This window comes from Streptomyces sp. SAS_272 (genome assembly GCF_052543235.1).
Map to the genome: position 1 here is coordinate 1 of NZ_JBMNDR010000113.1, position 15621 is coordinate 15621.

The following is a 15621-nucleotide window of genomic DNA, read 5'->3' on the forward strand; positions in this document are numbered from 1 at the left end:
TCGCTCAATTCACGTCGCGGCACACGGAATTTCTACCCAGTACGACCGCCATCACCCAGTCGATCACGAGTCCTGATCCCGACACAGAACAGGCCCTAGATCCGCCACTCGTCGCGCCACTCGATGAGTAGGCGCCATCCTCGAACAGGAGTGTCGAACCAGATTCGGCCCGGGCGGATGGAGTCGTACGTCTCAGACACGCTCGGCCACCGCCTCGGACAGGAAGGCCCGCTCGGCGCTCGTGAGCACGCGGGGCTTGCCCACCAGATCGAACGAGCCGTCGACGCGGCGGTCGTCGGAGTCCAGGCCGAGGAAGAAGTCGACGCGAGCGGGTTCGACCGCGAAGTCACGGCCGACGTTGGTGTAGCCGAGCTGAGCGGCGGCGAGACGGAAGGTGAGCCGACGGGATTCGCCCGGTGCCACCTCGACCCGGCAGAAGCCGGCGAGCTGTTGCGCGGGCCGGGTGATGCCCTTGGTGTTGACCCGGACGTAGAGCTGCACGACGCTGGTTCCCCTCATCGCACCGGTGTTGGTGACGGTGAGGGCGATCCGGGCCGTCCCCTCGGTGTCGATCCGCTCATCGTGTGAGAGGTCGTCGAGGGCGAAGTCGGTGTAGCTCAGGCCGTGCGCGAAGGGGTAGAGCGGTGTGGCCTCCAGGTCGAGGTAGTGCCGGCCGACGCTCGGTGGCAGCGGGCTGCGGTAGCCCGAGCCGGTCTTCTGGTGGTGGTGGACCGGGATCTGGCCGGAGTGCCGGGGAACGCTGTAGGGCAGCTTGCCGCTGGGATTGGCCACGCCGAAGAGCACCTCGACGATCGCCTTCGAGCCGAACGGTCCGCCGTAGGACGCCATGACGATGGCCGAAGCGTTCCGCACCACCTCCGGCAGGGCGTAGGCGCGCCCCTGCACCAGCACGACGACGAGGGGTTTGCCGGTTGCTGCCACGGCTTTCGCCAGCCGGGTCTGGGCGGCCGGCAGCGAGATGTCGGCCGTGTCGCTGGCCTCACCTTCGGTGCGCTGCCCGGTGAACCACAGGCTCGCGCCGCCGAGGGCGAGGACGACCACGTCCGACTCCCGGGCGATCTCCACTGCACGGGCGACGGCGTCCTCGCCCAGGGACCCGGTCAGTGTGGTGCCCTGTTCGGTCCTTACCTGTCCGGCGTAGTCGGTGATCTCCTCCACGATCGAGCGGGCGCCGAACCGTTCATGGACCAGCCGTTCGGGGTCGACGGGCGTGACGAGCGCCCGGTACCAGGGAGTGGTGACGTCGTCGGTGCCGAGCATGTTGCCGAGCTGGCCGTCCAACACGGCATCCGTCGCTTCGCGCCACGAGGGGTAGGTATAGGTCGCGAACTGGAGCTTCGCCGCGTCGGCGTGCGGTCCGATCACCGCTGCCCTGAGGCCCCTGGCGAGCGGGAGGACTCCGTCGTTCTTTGCCAGTACCACCGAGCGCCTGGCCAGCTCTTGTGACAGCTCCGTGCCTTCGGCCGCGACCGCGGCCACGTCGATGTGCTCGGCAGGGTAAGGGCTCTCGAAGAGTCCGAGTTCGAACTTGGCCCGCAGTACACGCCAGACGCTCATGTCGACGTCGGCGATGTCCGCGTTGCCCTGTCTGACCTCCTCGGCGAGCACGTGCCCGTAGCCGTACGGTTTGGGCATCTCGACATCGAGGCCTGCCGCGATGGCAAGGCAGGCCGCTTCTGCGGCGGTGTCCGCCACCCGCTGGCGGTCGACCAGCTGGTCCAGGGTCGTGTAGTCCGAGGACACGAAGCCGTCGAAGCCCAGGACATCGCGCAGGAGATCGGTGAGCACCTCCCGGGAGGCACCCACGGGGATGCCGTCCACGTCCGCGTAGGAGTTCATCACCGAGCGCAGGCCCGCGAGCTGGATCGCGGCTTCGAACGGGTAGGCGAACAGATCCCTGGTCTGTCGCATGCCTCCCTCGTACGCTGAGGTGTTGACGCCGCCGACCGGCGCGGCATAGCCGAGAAAGTGCTTGCCGGTCGCGAGGACGCCCCGGCTCAGGTCGTCTCCCTGCAGACCGCGGGTGAAGGCGACGCTGAGCGCGGCGGAGAGGTACGGATCCTCGCCGTAGGTCTCGTGCACCCGGCCCCACCGAGGGTCGAGCGCCACGTCCATCACGGGGGACAGCGCGTGCCGGACGCCCGTGCGGACCATCTGGCGGCCGATCAGCTCGCTCATCTCCTGGACCAGTTCCGGGCTCCAGGCAGCCGCCAGACCGGTACCGGTGGGGAAGGACATGTGTCCGCCGGCGAGGAAGCCGCTGAGTGCTTCCTGGTGGAACAGCACCGGGATCCCGAGCCGGGTCCGCTCGACGGCCTGCCGCTGGATGCTTCCCACCAGTTGCGCCAGCTTCACCGGAGTGTCGGCGATCAGCTGCGCGACGTGCCCCGGCGGGTGGGTGAGCCACTCCTCGGCCTCATAGGAGTCCGAACCGTCGGCGCGCACCAGGGTCCAGGGCATGACCGAGACGAGCTGATGGCACTTCTCCTCGACCGTCAGCTCCCGCAGCAGCCGCGTGGCGCGTTCGTCGGCGGGCAGACGGGCGTCGCGGAAGTCGTCGCGGGGCATGGGGTGCCGTTCCTTCGGTCGGATGTGAGTACGGGACAGGCCGCCGGGTGAGAGGACATGCTTCCCGGCGTCAGCGCCCGTCCTCGGCGGGGGCGCTCGCCTCGAGTTCCACCGCGACAGGGTCCAGCCCGTCACTGGTGACCAGGACGCGGATGGGGCCGGGGGATGTCGGACGCACGACGGCGAGGGCGCGTCCGTCGAAGGTGGTACGTCGTGCCGCGTCGAAGCGCTCCTCGGTGACGGGCCGGGCGCTGCCGAGCCCTTGCAGCACCCCGCAGCCGGTGACCTGGACCTCCACCACACGATCGTCGTCGTGAACCAGGTTGCCGTCGTCGTCACGGAGCTCGATGGTGACGTGGGCCAGGTCGTAGTGGTCCGCGGTCAGCGACCGGCGATCGGCCTCGACGCCGAGGCGGACGTCTGCCGCCGTACGCAGGCTCACCCGTGACCGCTCCACACCGGCCTCGTACGCGACGGCCGTCAGCTCACCGGGGTGGTACTCGAGGTCGAAGCGTGCCCGGTACTCGTGTTGCGGGCCCGCCGGCCGCCTGCCCACCGGCTTGCCGTTGAGCAGCAGCTCGACCTCGTCGGCGGCGCTGTACACCTCGACCTCGACAGGAGACCCGGGTGCCACGTTCCAGGACCAGCCCGCGACCGTGTCCGTCCACGCCCACTGCATCTCCAGTCGGCGCTTGCCGTGGTGCTGGGGGCGGAAGACGGCCAGGAACGGCTCGCTCCGCAGTCCGAACACGGTCTCGCGGTAGTAGGAGGCGGGGCGGCGGTGGCCGGTGATGTCGATGTCCCCGCACCAGGCGAGGAGCCAGGGGTAGTCGGGGTCGCCGCCGCCGTGTACCGCCGGGTCCTCGGTGTAGTCGGTGCGTCCGAGCCCGACCTCGCCGAGGTAGTCCCACCCGGTCCAGGTGAAGTCTCCGATCACATGCGGCAGGTCCCGCACCAGAGGCCAGATCCGGGCGATGTTCCTCGGGTTGGTCTCGGTGCCGAGGACGACCCGGTTCGGGAACCTCTTCCCGTCGGAGGCGTACCGTTCCTCGGCGTAGTTGAGACCCGCCACGTCGACGGCCGCGTGCGTCTCGGCGGTTCGCTCGGTGACGAGTTCCGAGGTGGTGATGCGATCGAAGATCTCCGTCATCGCGTTCATGACGTCGTTGACGCCACGGGCGTGCAGGGCCGAGACCTCCTGCTTGAAATCGTCGATGATCTCGGCGCTGACGGCCCAGAAGCTGCTGACCGCGTTGGTGACATAGCGGGTGCCGTCCAGAGCGTGGATCTTCTCCGCCATCCGACGAGCCAGCGCGCCGCCCATCCCGGAACCGGCCTCGGGGACCTCGTTTCCGATGGAGTACATGATCACGCTGGGATGGTTGAAGGACTTGGCGACCATGGCCTCCACGTCCCGCTCCCACCATTCGGGGAAGTCCAGGGAGTAGTCGAAGGGCTTCATGCCCTCGAACCACATGTCGAACGCCTCGTCCACGACGAGCATCCCGAGCCGGTCGCAGGCATCGAGCAGGGCGGATCCGGCCGGGTTGTGCGAGCTGCGGACGGCGTTGAACCCGGCGGCTTTGAGGATCTCGATTCGGCGCTCGTCCGCGCGCCCGATCGCCGCCGCGCCCAGTGGACCGTTGTCGTGGTGGATGCACGCCCCGCGCAGCTTCACGGTCCGCCCGTTGATCCGTAGTCCGTGCCGTGGATCCAGCCGGAGAGTGCGAATGCCGACGTTCACCGTGGTCGTTTCGATTTCGGCGTCCGCTTCGCGCAGCCCGACCGTCGTCCGGTACAAGTAGGGGTTCTCGACTCCCCAGAGGTGGGGCTCGCGGACATGGAGCCGGGTGCGGGACACGGTGGTCGTTGCGGGCATGATGGTGAGGGGGGCGGCATCGGCCGCGACCTCTACGCCCTGGTGGTCCCGCAGTTCGGTGTGGAGGGACACGGTCCGGGTGTTGAGGTCGTCGTTGCGGACGGTGGTGACGATCTCGACCACGGCCCCTTCGTCGTCCACCTCCGATGTCAGGACCCGCACGCCGTCGGCGGCGAGGTGCACGAGATCCGTCACATGCAGGTAGGTGTCGCGGTGGATGCCCAGGCCCGAGTACCAGCGTGAGTCCTGGTGAGCCCGTGCCTCGACCCGGATGGTGTTCGTCTGCCCGTAGCGCAGGTAGGGGTCCAGGGGCACCCGGAACCTGGTGTAGCCGTTGCGTCGCTGCCCGGCGAAGGAGCCGTTGACGAAGACCATGGCGTCCCGGTAGACGGCCTCGAACTCGACCGTGACGCGCCGGTGACGCCACTCCTCGGGCACGAACAGTTCCTTGCCGTACTCGACCACGCCGCCGGAGTAGTAGCCGGTTGAGGGTCCTTCGCTGTCCGCTGCGGAGCGCGGCAGCGACAGCATGGCGTCGTGCGGGAGAGTGACGGACCGTGCGGCGGCGTCTCCGCCCATGAGGTCGGAGAAGCCGCTGACCTTCGGCTTCACCGTCCAGTCGGCGTTGAACGGGATGCGTGTCATGGTGACCTGTTTGCTGTAGGTGAGCGTGTGAACCGGAGTTGATGGGGCTGTCATGGCGGGCCTCACGGTCCTGCGAACACCCGGACGTCCCAAGCGCCGAGTTCCGCTGTCGCGCCCTGCGGAAGTTCCCCTCCCGCCAGAACGTCGGACAGTGCGACCGGCGCGACCACCCGCACGGGCTCCCAGCTCCAGTTGTGGACGACGTGCACCCGGCGCCCGTCCGGGGCGGTCCCGGTGGTCACGGTCACCGTTTCGGGAAGGTCCCGCCAACCGCTGCGTGCCAAGGGCGCGAGCCACCCGGCCAGTGTTCGGGCCATGGCACGACCGGGCACGGTACCGGCGTAGGTGACGCGGCCTCGGCCGTGGCGTCGGGTGGTGACGGCCGGCCAGCGGCCGAAGTGGGGATGGTCGTACTCGACGAGTACATCGGCGTCGTCGACGGTGAGACCGTCCGCCCAGCGGGTCGCGGTCGAACCCTGGGGCAGGTGGAGCGGACTGCCGGGCGCGGTGCGGACCGGGACGTCCCGCAGAAGATTGCTGAACTCGCTGTAACGCACTCCCGCCGCCCCTGCCAGGCGTCCTGGCGCAGGCTCCTGTCTCGCTCGCGCCTCATGGTCGGCGTATCCGGTCCGGGGACCGAGGACAAGGTGGCCGCCGGCGTGGGCGTAGGCCGCCAGCCAGTCGAGAGTCGAGTCGTCCGCCGTGTACAGGGCGGGTACGACGAGGACGGGGTGGCGTCGAACTGCCTCGCCCGGTGCGGTTGCGTCCCGTTCTCCGCGCGGGTCGTGCAACTGGCGTGCGTGGACGATTCGCACCTGACGGCCCGCGTCGAAAACACCGCGGTAGAACGGGTCGAGGAACCCGTGGTAGGCGTCGTAGTCAGGCCCGCCGGCCGGTGTGCTGAGCTCCGGGTACTTCTGCATGAGCCACTTGCTCGGCGTCGAGTAGACGATCGTGATGTCGGCATCCGGTTCGATTCCGGCGACCAGCGGGCCCGCCGTGTCGAACTCCGCACCGATACGGGCCAGTTCCGCGTAGACACGGCCAGGGCGGCCGGAGTGCGGCAGGACGCCTCCCCAGGAGGTCTCCGTGCCGAAGTGCAGTGTGTGCCAGTGCCAGTACTCGACCATCCGCGCCCCACGGGCCACCAGGGTCCAGGCCGCCTGTCGCCATTGCCCGTCGTAGCCCGGCCTGTTGTCCCACGGCGCGCCCATCGCACCGGCGTTGGTCTCGGTGACGAGGAACGGCTCCTGGCGGGAGGAGTACATCCGGTCCGCGGCCCGGTACAGCTTCCAGACCTCCGTGTCCGGTGCACCGGCTCCCGCTTCGGGGGACCCGGGGCCGGGATGCGCGAGGCGATCCTGCATTGCGTAGTAGGCGTTGCCGGCCGTGACATCGAGTCCGTCGGTCAGTTCGTCGTCGTCGACCGCGGGGCGTCCGTAGTCGATGCAGGTGGTCACGAACTGGTCGGGGCGGGCGTGCTCGCGGATGATGGCGGCCTGCCAGCGGATGAACTCGGTGACCTGCCGGGCCTGGAACTCACGCCAGGCGACGTCGTACTGGGGCTGGAGGTTGCCGTCGGGCGTCCACAGGTCGGCCCACGTCGACAGCCGATGCGACCAGTAGACCAGGCCCCACTCGCGGTTGAGGGTCTCCACGTCGCCGTACTTCTCGCGTAGATGGTCGACGAAGCGCTGGAAGACACTGCGGTTGTGCAGGAGTTCCGGGCCGGGTTCGTTGTCGGCCTGGAAGCCGATCACGGCCGGGTGGCCGGCGTACCGGGCGGTGATCTTCCGGATGACCCGTTCGGCGTGGAACCGGAAGGCGGGATGGGTGAAGTCGACCTCCTGGCGGGCGCCCCAGCCGATGCGTTCACCCGTACGCCGTTCGCCCGCGATCTCCGGGTAGAGGCGGGTGAGCCACGGCGGTACGGCGTACGTCGGGGTGCCCAGGATGACGGCGATACCGCGTGCGTGGGCGCCGTCGAGCACCGGTTGGAGCCATTCGAGGTCGAAGCGGCCGTTCTCCGGCTCCCAGGTCGACCAGACCGACTCGCCGACCCTGATGACCGTGAACCTCGCCTCGGCCATCAGATCGAGGTCGGTCTCCAGCCGCTGCCGCCCCCGGTCCTCGGGACCGTGGGCGGGCCAGTACTCGTGGTAATAGGCGGCGCCGAACAGGACCCGGGGCGGGAGCCCGGTCATGTGCCGGCCTCCCCGTGGTAGCGGAAGTCGGCGAAGTGCACGGTGCCCTCTTCGGCGAACATGCCGGTGATCCGGCCGGTGAACGGCACGGAGGTCTCGACCGACCAGAACCGGCCGTCGAACTCGGCCAGCCGTGTCTCGGCGCCGGCCGCGTCCACGACGTCGAGCCGGACGGTGTCGCCGGACGGCAGCCAGGGCGCCCTGCCCGGCAGGGGAGCCTCCGTGGAGATGCGGAGCACGACTTCGTCACCGGCCACCTCGGTGCTCCAGGTACTGACCAGTGTCGGCAGGGCCGCCCGGGCCGTGACCCGGACCGTGTTCCCAGCCGGTGTCCGCTCGGCGACCAGGGCGATGGTGGACTCCTCCTCCAGACGGATACCGAGTCCGCCCCTGCCGTCGGCCGGGGCGATCCGGGTCTCCACGACGCTGGTCACATGGCGCTGGCGGCGGCCCACGAAGTCCGGACGGAAGGCGTCGATGCCACCGGACTCCGCGCGGAGGGTGAGCCGGCCGGGGAGTGTCCCCAGGGATGCAACCGACTCGGGCGCCCGGCGCACCGACAGCCAGCCGGGGTCCGCCAGAGCCGTCGGATCCGTGAACGCGAAGTACTCGTCCAGCGGTTCCGCGCGGGGGTGGTGCGGGACCGGCGCCACGTACGGCCAGCCGTCGGCCCACTCCACGGTGGTCGCATAGGTCTCCCGGCCGAGCGGGGACGTCCGTCCGGCCGTTCGGGTGCCGAGCAGTACGAGCAGGTCCCCGCCGTGCGGTCCCCGCACCAGGTCGGCATGCCCGGTGCACTGGACGGCCCGGTCGGTGCCGGAGGCGCTCAGGATCGGGTTGTGCGGTGCCCCCTCGAAAGGCCCCTCGATGCTGGGGCCGCGCGCGATGCTCACCGCGTGTCCGTAGCCGGTGCCGCCCTCGGCGATCAGCAGGTACCACTGGCCGTCACGGCGATAGACGTGCGGAGCCTCGGGGGCCACCAGGCCGGTGCCGGACCACAGCTCGCGCGGTTCCTCCAGCACCGTGCCCGATGCCAGGTCGACTTTCGCCTGGAGGATGCCCCGGTGCGACACCACCCGGACGCCATCCAGATGCAGGCCGCTGTAGGTGACATACGCGGTGCCGTGCTCGTCCCACGCCAGGTCGGGGTCGATGCCGAGGATGCCGTCGAGGGAGATCCCCTCGCTCCAGGGGCCGGCGGGGTCGGCCGCGGTGAACACGACACAGCCGCGCGGGCTGGCGGTCACGGTGACGATGACGTGGAAGAGGCCCTCGTGGTACCGGATGGTGGGCGCCCATACGCCCGCGTTCGCCGGCGCCTCGGAGAGCTGGACCTGCTCCTCGCGGGGGGCGACGTTGCCGATGTGCTCCCACGTGACGAAGTCGGTGCTCCGGTAGACCGGCAGCGCGGGCAGGTACTCGAACGACGAGGTGACCGTGTAGTAGGTGCCGTCGACGAGGACACAGCTGGGATCGGGATTGAAGCCGGGGATCAGGGGGTTGGGCCAGTCCGCAAGAGCGGCCGGAGGGTGCTGCGGCTGGGACGTCATGAGGACGGCCTTTCGGCGGGTGCGGGTTTCGTGGGCTCAGGGACGGTCGACATGGACCTCCGAGAGGAAGGACCTCTCCGCGCTGGTCAGAACCCGGGGTTCGCCCACCAGCGCGAAGGATCCGCTCAGCCGGTGGTCGTCGGAGTCGAGGCCGAGGAAGTACTCGACCCGTCCGGGGCCGACGGCGAAGTCGCGTGCGAGATCGGTGTGTCCCAGTTGAGCGGCCGCCAGGCGGAAGGTGACGCGGCGGCTTTCCTTCGCGGTCAGCTCGACCCGGCTGAAGCCGGCCAGCTGTTGCGCCGGCCGCGTGACACCGGAGGCGCCCACGCGCACGTACAACTGCACGGTGGCGGCCCCGTCGACGGAACCCGTATTGGTGATCGTCGCGCTGATCCGGGCGGTTCCGTCCGTGCCGGTCTCCGTGTCGCCCGACAGGTCGCCGAGGGCGAACTCGGTGTAGCTCAGGCCATGGCCGAAGGGATACAGCGGGGTCGCCTCCAGGTCCAGGTAGAGCCGGTCCACGCCCGGCGGCAGCGAATTCCGGTAGCCGGTGCCGCTCGGCTGATGGTGGTACACGGGGACTTGGCCGGTGTGCCGGGGAACGCTGTAGGGGAGCTTGCCGCTGGGGTTGGTGGCACCGAAGAGCACATCGGCGACCGCGCTGGGCCCGAACGGCCCGCCGTACGGCGCCATCACGACGGCCGGCGCGTTCCGTACCGCCTCGGGCAGCGCGTAGGCGCGTCCCTGGACGAGTACGACGACGACGGGCTTGCCGGCGGCGGCCACCGCCTCGGCCAGCGCGACCTGAGCGGGCGGCAGGGAGATGTCCGCCGAATCGCTCGCCTCGCCCTCGGTGCGCTCGCCGGTGAACCACAGGCTCGCTCCGCCGAGCGCGAGCACGACGACGTCGCTGCGGCGCGCGGCGTCGACCGCCCGGTCGACCGCCTCCGCGGTGAGGGGCCGGGTGAGCGTGCTGCCCTCCTCCACCAGCACCGTGGACGCGAAGTCCGAGACGGCGTCGGCGAGGGTGCGGGCGCCGTAGCGCTCCCGGAGGAACCCTTCCTGGTCGACCGGGGGGAACAGCACGTCGTTCCACGAGTCCATGCCCGCCTCGACGCCGATCTGGTTGCCGAGAGCGCCCTGCGCCATGCGCAACGTCATCTCGCGCCACGCGGGGTAGGTGTAGGTGGGGAAGTGCGGGGCGGTGACGTCGCCGTGCGGTCCGATGACGGCGACGCTCAGTTCGCCGGGAGACAGCGGAAGCAGGCCCTCGTTCCTGGCGAGAACCACGGAGCGCCCGGCCAGTTCGCGCGAGAGCCGCGCACCCTCGACCGCGGTGGCGTCCAGGTCGATGCGCTCCGAGGGATAGGGGTTCTCGAAGAGGCCGACTTCGAACTTGGCCTGCAGCACCCGCAGGACGCAGGTGTCCACGTCGCTCTCGTTCAGGGCGCCGCGCTCCACCTCGGCGACGAGGGTGTCTCCGTAGCCGTAGGGCTTGGGCAGTTCCACGTCGAGGCCGGCGAGGATGGCCAGACGTCCCGCCTCAGCGGGGGTGGCGGCGGCACGCTGTCGGTTCACGACGTGTTCCAGCGTCGTGTAGTCCGACGCCACGAAGCCCTCGAAACCCAGCGTGCCGCGCAGCAGGTCGGTCAGGACCTCCCGTGAGATGCCGGCGGGGACCCCGTCCACGTCCGCGTAGGAGTTCATCACGGAGCGCAGTCCGGCCAGCTGGATGGCTGCCTCGAAGGGGTAGGCGAACAGGTCCCGGGTGCGTCGCGCGCCGCCCTCGTAGGCGGACAGGTTGATACCGCCGGAGGCGAGTCCGTACCCCAGGAAGTGCTTGGCGGTGGCGATGACACCCTCGGTCAGGTCCTCGCCCTGGAGTCCTCGGGTGTAGGCGACGCTCAGTGCGGCGGCCAGATACGGGTCCTCCCCGTAGGTCTCGTGCACCCGTCCCCAGCGCGGATCGAGCGCGACGTCCATCACCGGTGAGAGGGCCTGCCTGAAACCCACCCGGCGCATCTGCCGGCGGATCAGGTCCGCCATCTCCTCGACCAGGTCGGGACTCCAGGAGGCGGCCAGTCCGGTCCCGGTGGGGAACACCATGTGGCCGCCGGCCATGAAGCCGGTGAGAGCCTCCTGGTGGATCAGCGCGGGGATGCCGAGCCGGGTGCGTGTCACGTACTGGCGCTGGATCGCTCCGGCCAGGTGTGCAAGGCGTCGCGGATCGTCGGCGGTCAGGCCCGCGACATGTCCCGGCGCCCGCTTGAGCACGTCCTGTAGGCCCTGCGCGTCGGAGCCGTCGGACCGCACGAGGTTCCACGGCCACACCGCGGACAGCTGGTCGACCTTCTCCGCCAGTGTCATCTCCCGCAGCAACAGCTCGGATCGCACATCAGCGGGCAGTCCGGCGTCGTGGTGGTTGTGGTTCGACATGGTCGAGGTTCTCCTGGCCTTACGTGAGGAGGGCGCCGGGCCGTCGGGCGGAGACCGGATCGAGGATGGTGCGCACCGCGTGCTGGAAGGCTTGCGCACCGGGATGCAGGTCCTGCGGAACCAGCCCTGCGGCGATGTCGGCAGCGGGGGCGTCGAGCCGGCTGGCCAGCGCCGCAGCCACCTGGGTCTCGCCCTGTGGAGCCAGGCCGGTCTCCACGGCCGCGCCGACCACAGCGGCCCAGGCAACCGGATCGTCCAGGACGTCCCGGACCGTGCGGAAGGCCGTCGGCTCCGCCGGGAGGCCTACGGGATCGGGGACGACCCACTGGTGTTGGCCGTGGCCCACCTGGACCGGGTCGGAGTCATCGGGCAGCCGCACCTCGGCGGTCGCCCCCACCGGCACCCGCACCTGGAGCCGGAACTCGCCGTCGGCCCGCTCCCATTGGACACCGGCCTCCCCGTAAGGGGTGACATGCCGAGCCGACGCGGAGGTGAGCGCTCCCCCCGGGCGCGGTCGCACCAGGATCCTGCGGTAGCCCGGCGCGGCCGGGGCGAGACCGGCCACCTGGCGGTGCAGCCAGTCCGCCACCGCGCCGAGCGCGTAGTGGTTGAACGAGGTCATCTCACCGGGGTTGATACTGCCGTCGGGCAGCATGCTGTCCCAGCGTTCCCACACGGTCGTCGCCCCCATGGTCACCGGGTACAGCCACGACGGACAGCCGGTCTGCAGCAGCAGACGGTAGGCGACGTCGACGTGTCCGGTGGCCGTCAGCGCATCAGTGACCAGCGGGGTTCCCACGAAGCCGGTGCTGATCCGGAAGCCGCCGGCGCGCACCAGGTCGGCGAGGCGCCGGCCGGCCCGCTCGCGCTGCCCCTCGTCCGGCAGCAGGTCCCACGCGATCGCAAGGGCGTACACGGTCGGTGCGTCGGAGAGAACGCGGCCGGTGGAGGTGACGTAGGCGCGGTTGAAGGCCCGGCGGACCTCCTCGGCCAGAGTCGCGTAACGGTCGGCCTCGTCATGGCGGCCCAGTACCCGGGCGGCCTCGGCGACCAGCTGGGCGGAGTGCGCCAGATGGGCGGTGGCGACGACGTCGGGGTCCGCCTTCGCACGCCCCGGCGCCTCCGGTGGCGCGGACGGGTCGAGCCAGTCACCGAACTGGAAACCGCCGGTCCACAGCCGCTCCGGCCCCGCCAGGGCCGCCACCTTGTCGACCCAGGCCCGCATGCTGGGCAGCTGGCGCTCCAGCACGCCCTGGTCGCCGGTGCGCTGATACAGCGCCCAGGGGACCACCACGGCGGCGTCCCCCCAGGCTGCCGCGGCCGGCGAGGTGTCGTACAGGACGTCCGGAATCACGAAGGGCACGGACCCGTCCGGCCGCTGTTCGGCGGCGAGGTCCGCCAGCCAGGAGCCGAGGAAACCGCCGACGCCGAAGAGGAAGGCCGCGGTCGGCGTGAAGACCTGGATGTCACCGGTCCAGCCGAGCCGCTCGTCACGCTGGGGGCAGTCGGTGGGCACGTCGACGAAGTTGCCGCGCGTGCCCCACACCACGTTCTCGTGGAACCGGTTGAGGAGTTCGTCGGACGAGTGGAACCAGCCCGTGCGTCGCAGGTCCGACGAGATCACGACGGCCTCGATGTCCTCGAGGCGCAGACCGGTGACCCCGGACACCTCCGCGTACCGGAAGCCGTGGAAGGTGAGCGTGGGTTCGAGCACCTCCTCGCCGGTGCCCGCCACGAGGTAGCTGTCGGTCGCCTCGGCCGAGCGCAGGGGCCGGGTGCCGAGTTCCCCGTGCTCCAGCACCTCGGCATGCCGCACGACGACCTCGCCGCCGGCTGCCAGGCCACGCACGCGCAGCCGGACCCAGCCCACGGTGTTCTGCCCGAAGTCGACCAGAGTGCGCCCGGCGGGGGAGGTCCACACCTTCTGGGCCGACAGTGTGTGGTTGACCCGGACGGGGGGCCCCTCCGGTGCGACGAGCAGGTTCAGGTCGCCCTCGACGACCTCCACCGCGCCCGTGGCCGGCCGCCAGCCGCGGCCCCGGCGGCGCAGATCGGTGCGCTGGCCGTCGTAGAGGTCATCGGCGAGGACCTCGCTCTCGCGTGCTGTCCAGGAGCCGTCCGTGGCCAGGACGTGCACGTGGCCGTCGGTGGTGGTGACCTCGAGCTGCGCCAGCAGCGCGAGCCGGTCGCCGTACTGCGCGCGCTCGCCGCGGAAACCGAGGCGGCCCCGGTACCAGCCGTTGCCCAGCAGGAAGTCCAGCGTGTTGTCGCCGCTGCGAACGAGTTCCGTCACGTCGTGCGTGTGATAGCGGAGCCGGTGGGCGTACGCCGTCCAGCCCGGGGTGAGGACGGCGTCCCCGACCCGCAGACCGTTGACCGTGCCGGCGTACAGACCCCGCGCGGTGACATAGAGGCGGGCCTTGTGGACATCGCCGGGGATGTGGACCTTGCCGGAAAGCACGGGCGCGGGCATGCGCAGGCCGCCGAGGCCCACCGGGCTGATGAAGGACGCCGTCCAGTCGCCGGCGTCAAGCAGGCCCGCCTCCACGACGGCGCGTCCGCTCCAGCCGCTCCACTCCTCCTGGTGGGCGACGCGCACGCGTACGGCCGCGAACTCCCGGGACGTGAGCGGTCGTGCGGGCCAGGGCACGAGGACCTGTTCCGTGCTGCCGGTCCGGTATCTCTCGGCAGTGCCGCCGCGGGTCACTTCGATCTCGTACGCCGTCTGTTCGTAACCGGTGTCGGCGCTGGGGACCGACCAGGACAGACGGGGAGAGCCGGTTCCGACACCGCGTATCGGGGAGGCGTCGGTGAAGTGTTCGAAGCGGGGAGGGGAGGGGGCGGCAGCCACGACCATGCGGGTCTCCAGATTCTCAAGCACTTGGTGACCGGGCCCGGCGCGGGCGGACATGCGCTCTGCTCGGGAACGCTCGCACGCCTCGGACGAGGTGGCGTGACGAGCCGGCGGTGTGCAACGTTCTACTATCGGGAGCGTATGGACCGCTCTGAACTTGTGTCAAGGACCTGGTGATACGTCGAAAGGCATCGATCTGTGAGGCAGCGATCTACAGAAGCGCTTGTAGCATGGCGCGAATGGACAACAGCTCTGCTGACGCCGGCCTGCGGGGCGACATGAGCACATCGGGCGAACGGCGGACGCGTCCGGAATCGGGACGGGTTTCGGACGGGCCACGGCCCTCCGGGGCGCGGCGTGTGACGATCCAGGACGTCGCGAAGGAAGCGCGCGTCTCGGTCTCCGCCGTGTCGAAGGTGCTCCGCGACGCCTACGGGGTCAGTCCGGAGATGCGGGTCAAGGTCACCACCGCGATCGAACTGCTGGGCTACCGCCCCCAGGCGGGTGCGCGGGCCATGCGGGGGCGTTCCTACACCGTAGGTGTCATGCTCGCGGCGCTCTCGCACCCGTTCCAGCCGGAGATCGTCGAAGGGGTGACGGACGAGCTGGATCCCAGTCCGTACCAGGAGATCCTGATCACCGGTGGCCTCGTCGCCCCACGCCAGCAGCGCAGCATCGAGGCCCTGGTGGACAGGCAGGTCGACGGACTCGTGATCATCACTCCGCAGATCGACACGGCCTGGCTGGAGCAACTCGGATCGGGGATTCCGGCCGTGGTGGTGGCGAGGCATGGCGGCGCCGCCCACTTCGACACCGTTGTCGACGACGACCGGGGCGGCGCACGGCTCATGGTGGACCACCTGGTGGGCCTGGGGCACCGGAGCATCGCCCATACCAGCCACCCCGCAGGGGGGCTGAAGAGGCCTTTCGTCCTCGCGCACACGGCACGCCGCGACGGCTACGTGGCCGCCATGAAACGGCGCGGCCTGGAGCCGGACGTCATCGAGACCTCCTACACCGAGGAGGGCGGGTACCTGGCGGCGGTCGAGGCCCTCGACCGGCCGAGTCCGCCGACCGCGATCTTCGCGGGCGCCGACATCGCGGCCCTCGGTGTCCTGCGGGCGGCGGAGGAGCGTGGCCTGAGGGTTCCCGAAGATCTCACCGTGACGGGATACGACAACATCAACGCCTCGGCGATCGGCCGGGTCGCCCTCACCACGATCGACCAGTCCGGCCACCTGACCGGTCAGATGAGCGCGCGGCTGCTGCTGGAGCGGGTGAACGGCCGCACTCAGCCCGTTCACTACGTCGTGGCGCCACGTCTGGTCGTGCGCGCCACCAGTGCGGCGCCCTCGCGATGCAGGTGAGAGCGGTGGTCGCCGGAGACGAGGCGTTGCGTGCAACGGTGCACTGCCTGCCTTGAAGGGCAGTGGCGGGGGGGGGGGGGGGGGGGGGGGAGGGGGG

General features: G+C 70.4%; 7 protein-coding genes. 1 reads left to right on the forward strand and 6 read right to left on the reverse strand.

Annotated features, from left to right (window positions below):
* Nucleotides 1-192: 192 nt before the first annotated feature.
* From ACN6LD_RS37950 to ACN6LD_RS37975, 6 genes are all read right to left on the reverse strand, one after another.
* Nucleotides 193-2589 (reverse strand): glycoside hydrolase family 3 N-terminal domain-containing protein, encoded by a 2397-nt coding sequence (locus ACN6LD_RS37950; protein WP_445045529.1) that lies wholly within the window; start codon nucleotides 2587-2589, stop codon nucleotides 193-195.
* A 70-nt stretch (nucleotides 2590-2659) separates the two neighbouring features.
* On the reverse strand, nucleotides 2660-5167 hold the full coding sequence (locus ACN6LD_RS37955) for a glycoside hydrolase family 2 TIM barrel-domain containing protein (RefSeq protein ID WP_445045530.1): 2508 nt from the start codon (nucleotides 5165-5167) through the stop codon (nucleotides 2660-2662).
* 8 nt (nucleotides 5168-5175) lie between these two features.
* Nucleotides 5176-7317: a beta-galactosidase gene (locus tag ACN6LD_RS37960; RefSeq protein ID WP_445045531.1), complete on the reverse strand. Its 2142-nt coding sequence runs from the start codon at nucleotides 7315-7317 to the stop codon at nucleotides 5176-5178.
* On the reverse strand, nucleotides 7314-8867 hold the full coding sequence (locus ACN6LD_RS37965; protein ID WP_445045532.1) for a family 43 glycosylhydrolase: 1554 nt from the start codon (nucleotides 8865-8867) through the stop codon (nucleotides 7314-7316). The genes ACN6LD_RS37960 and ACN6LD_RS37965 overlap by 4 nt, the downstream gene beginning before the upstream one ends.
* 36 nt (nucleotides 8868-8903) lie before the next feature.
* Entirely contained in the window at nucleotides 8904-11303 is a 2400-nt protein-coding gene (locus ACN6LD_RS37970) for a glycoside hydrolase family 3 N-terminal domain-containing protein (protein ID WP_445045533.1), read from the reverse strand.
* A 19-nt stretch (nucleotides 11304-11322) separates the two neighbouring features.
* Complete coding sequence (locus tag ACN6LD_RS37975) at nucleotides 11323-14160, reverse strand: family 78 glycoside hydrolase catalytic domain (protein WP_445045539.1); 2838 nt, start codon at nucleotides 14158-14160, stop codon at nucleotides 11323-11325.
* A 356-nt stretch (nucleotides 14161-14516) separates the two neighbouring features.
* On the opposite strand from ACN6LD_RS37975, the gene ACN6LD_RS37980 reads away from it, so the two are divergent.
* Nucleotides 14517-15524, forward strand: a complete 1008-nt coding sequence (locus ACN6LD_RS37980) for a LacI family DNA-binding transcriptional regulator (protein WP_445045534.1) — start codon at nucleotides 14517-14519, stop codon at nucleotides 15522-15524.
* The last annotated feature ends 97 nt before the right edge of the window (nucleotides 15525-15621 follow it).

Coding starts and splice junctions, on each gene's coding strand:
- ACN6LD_RS37950 (WP_445045529.1), bottom strand. CDS start 2,589: ATGCCCCGCGACGACTTCCGCGACGCCCGTCTGCCCGCCGACGAACGC.
- ACN6LD_RS37955 (WP_445045530.1), bottom strand. CDS start 5,167: ATGACAGCCCCATCAACTCCGGTTCACACGCTCACCTACAGCAAACAG.
- ACN6LD_RS37960 (WP_445045531.1), bottom strand. CDS start 7,317: ATGACCGGGCTCCCGCCCCGGGTCCTGTTCGGCGCCGCCTATTACCAC.
- ACN6LD_RS37965 (WP_445045532.1), bottom strand. CDS start 8,867: ATGACGTCCCAGCCGCAGCACCCTCCGGCCGCTCTTGCGGACTGGCCC.
- ACN6LD_RS37970 (WP_445045533.1), bottom strand. CDS start 11,303: ATGTCGAACCACAACCACCACGACGCCGGACTGCCCGCTGATGTGCGA.
- ACN6LD_RS37975 (WP_445045539.1), bottom strand. CDS start 14,160: ATGGTCGTGGCTGCCGCCCCCTCCCCTCCCCGCTTCGAACACTTCACC.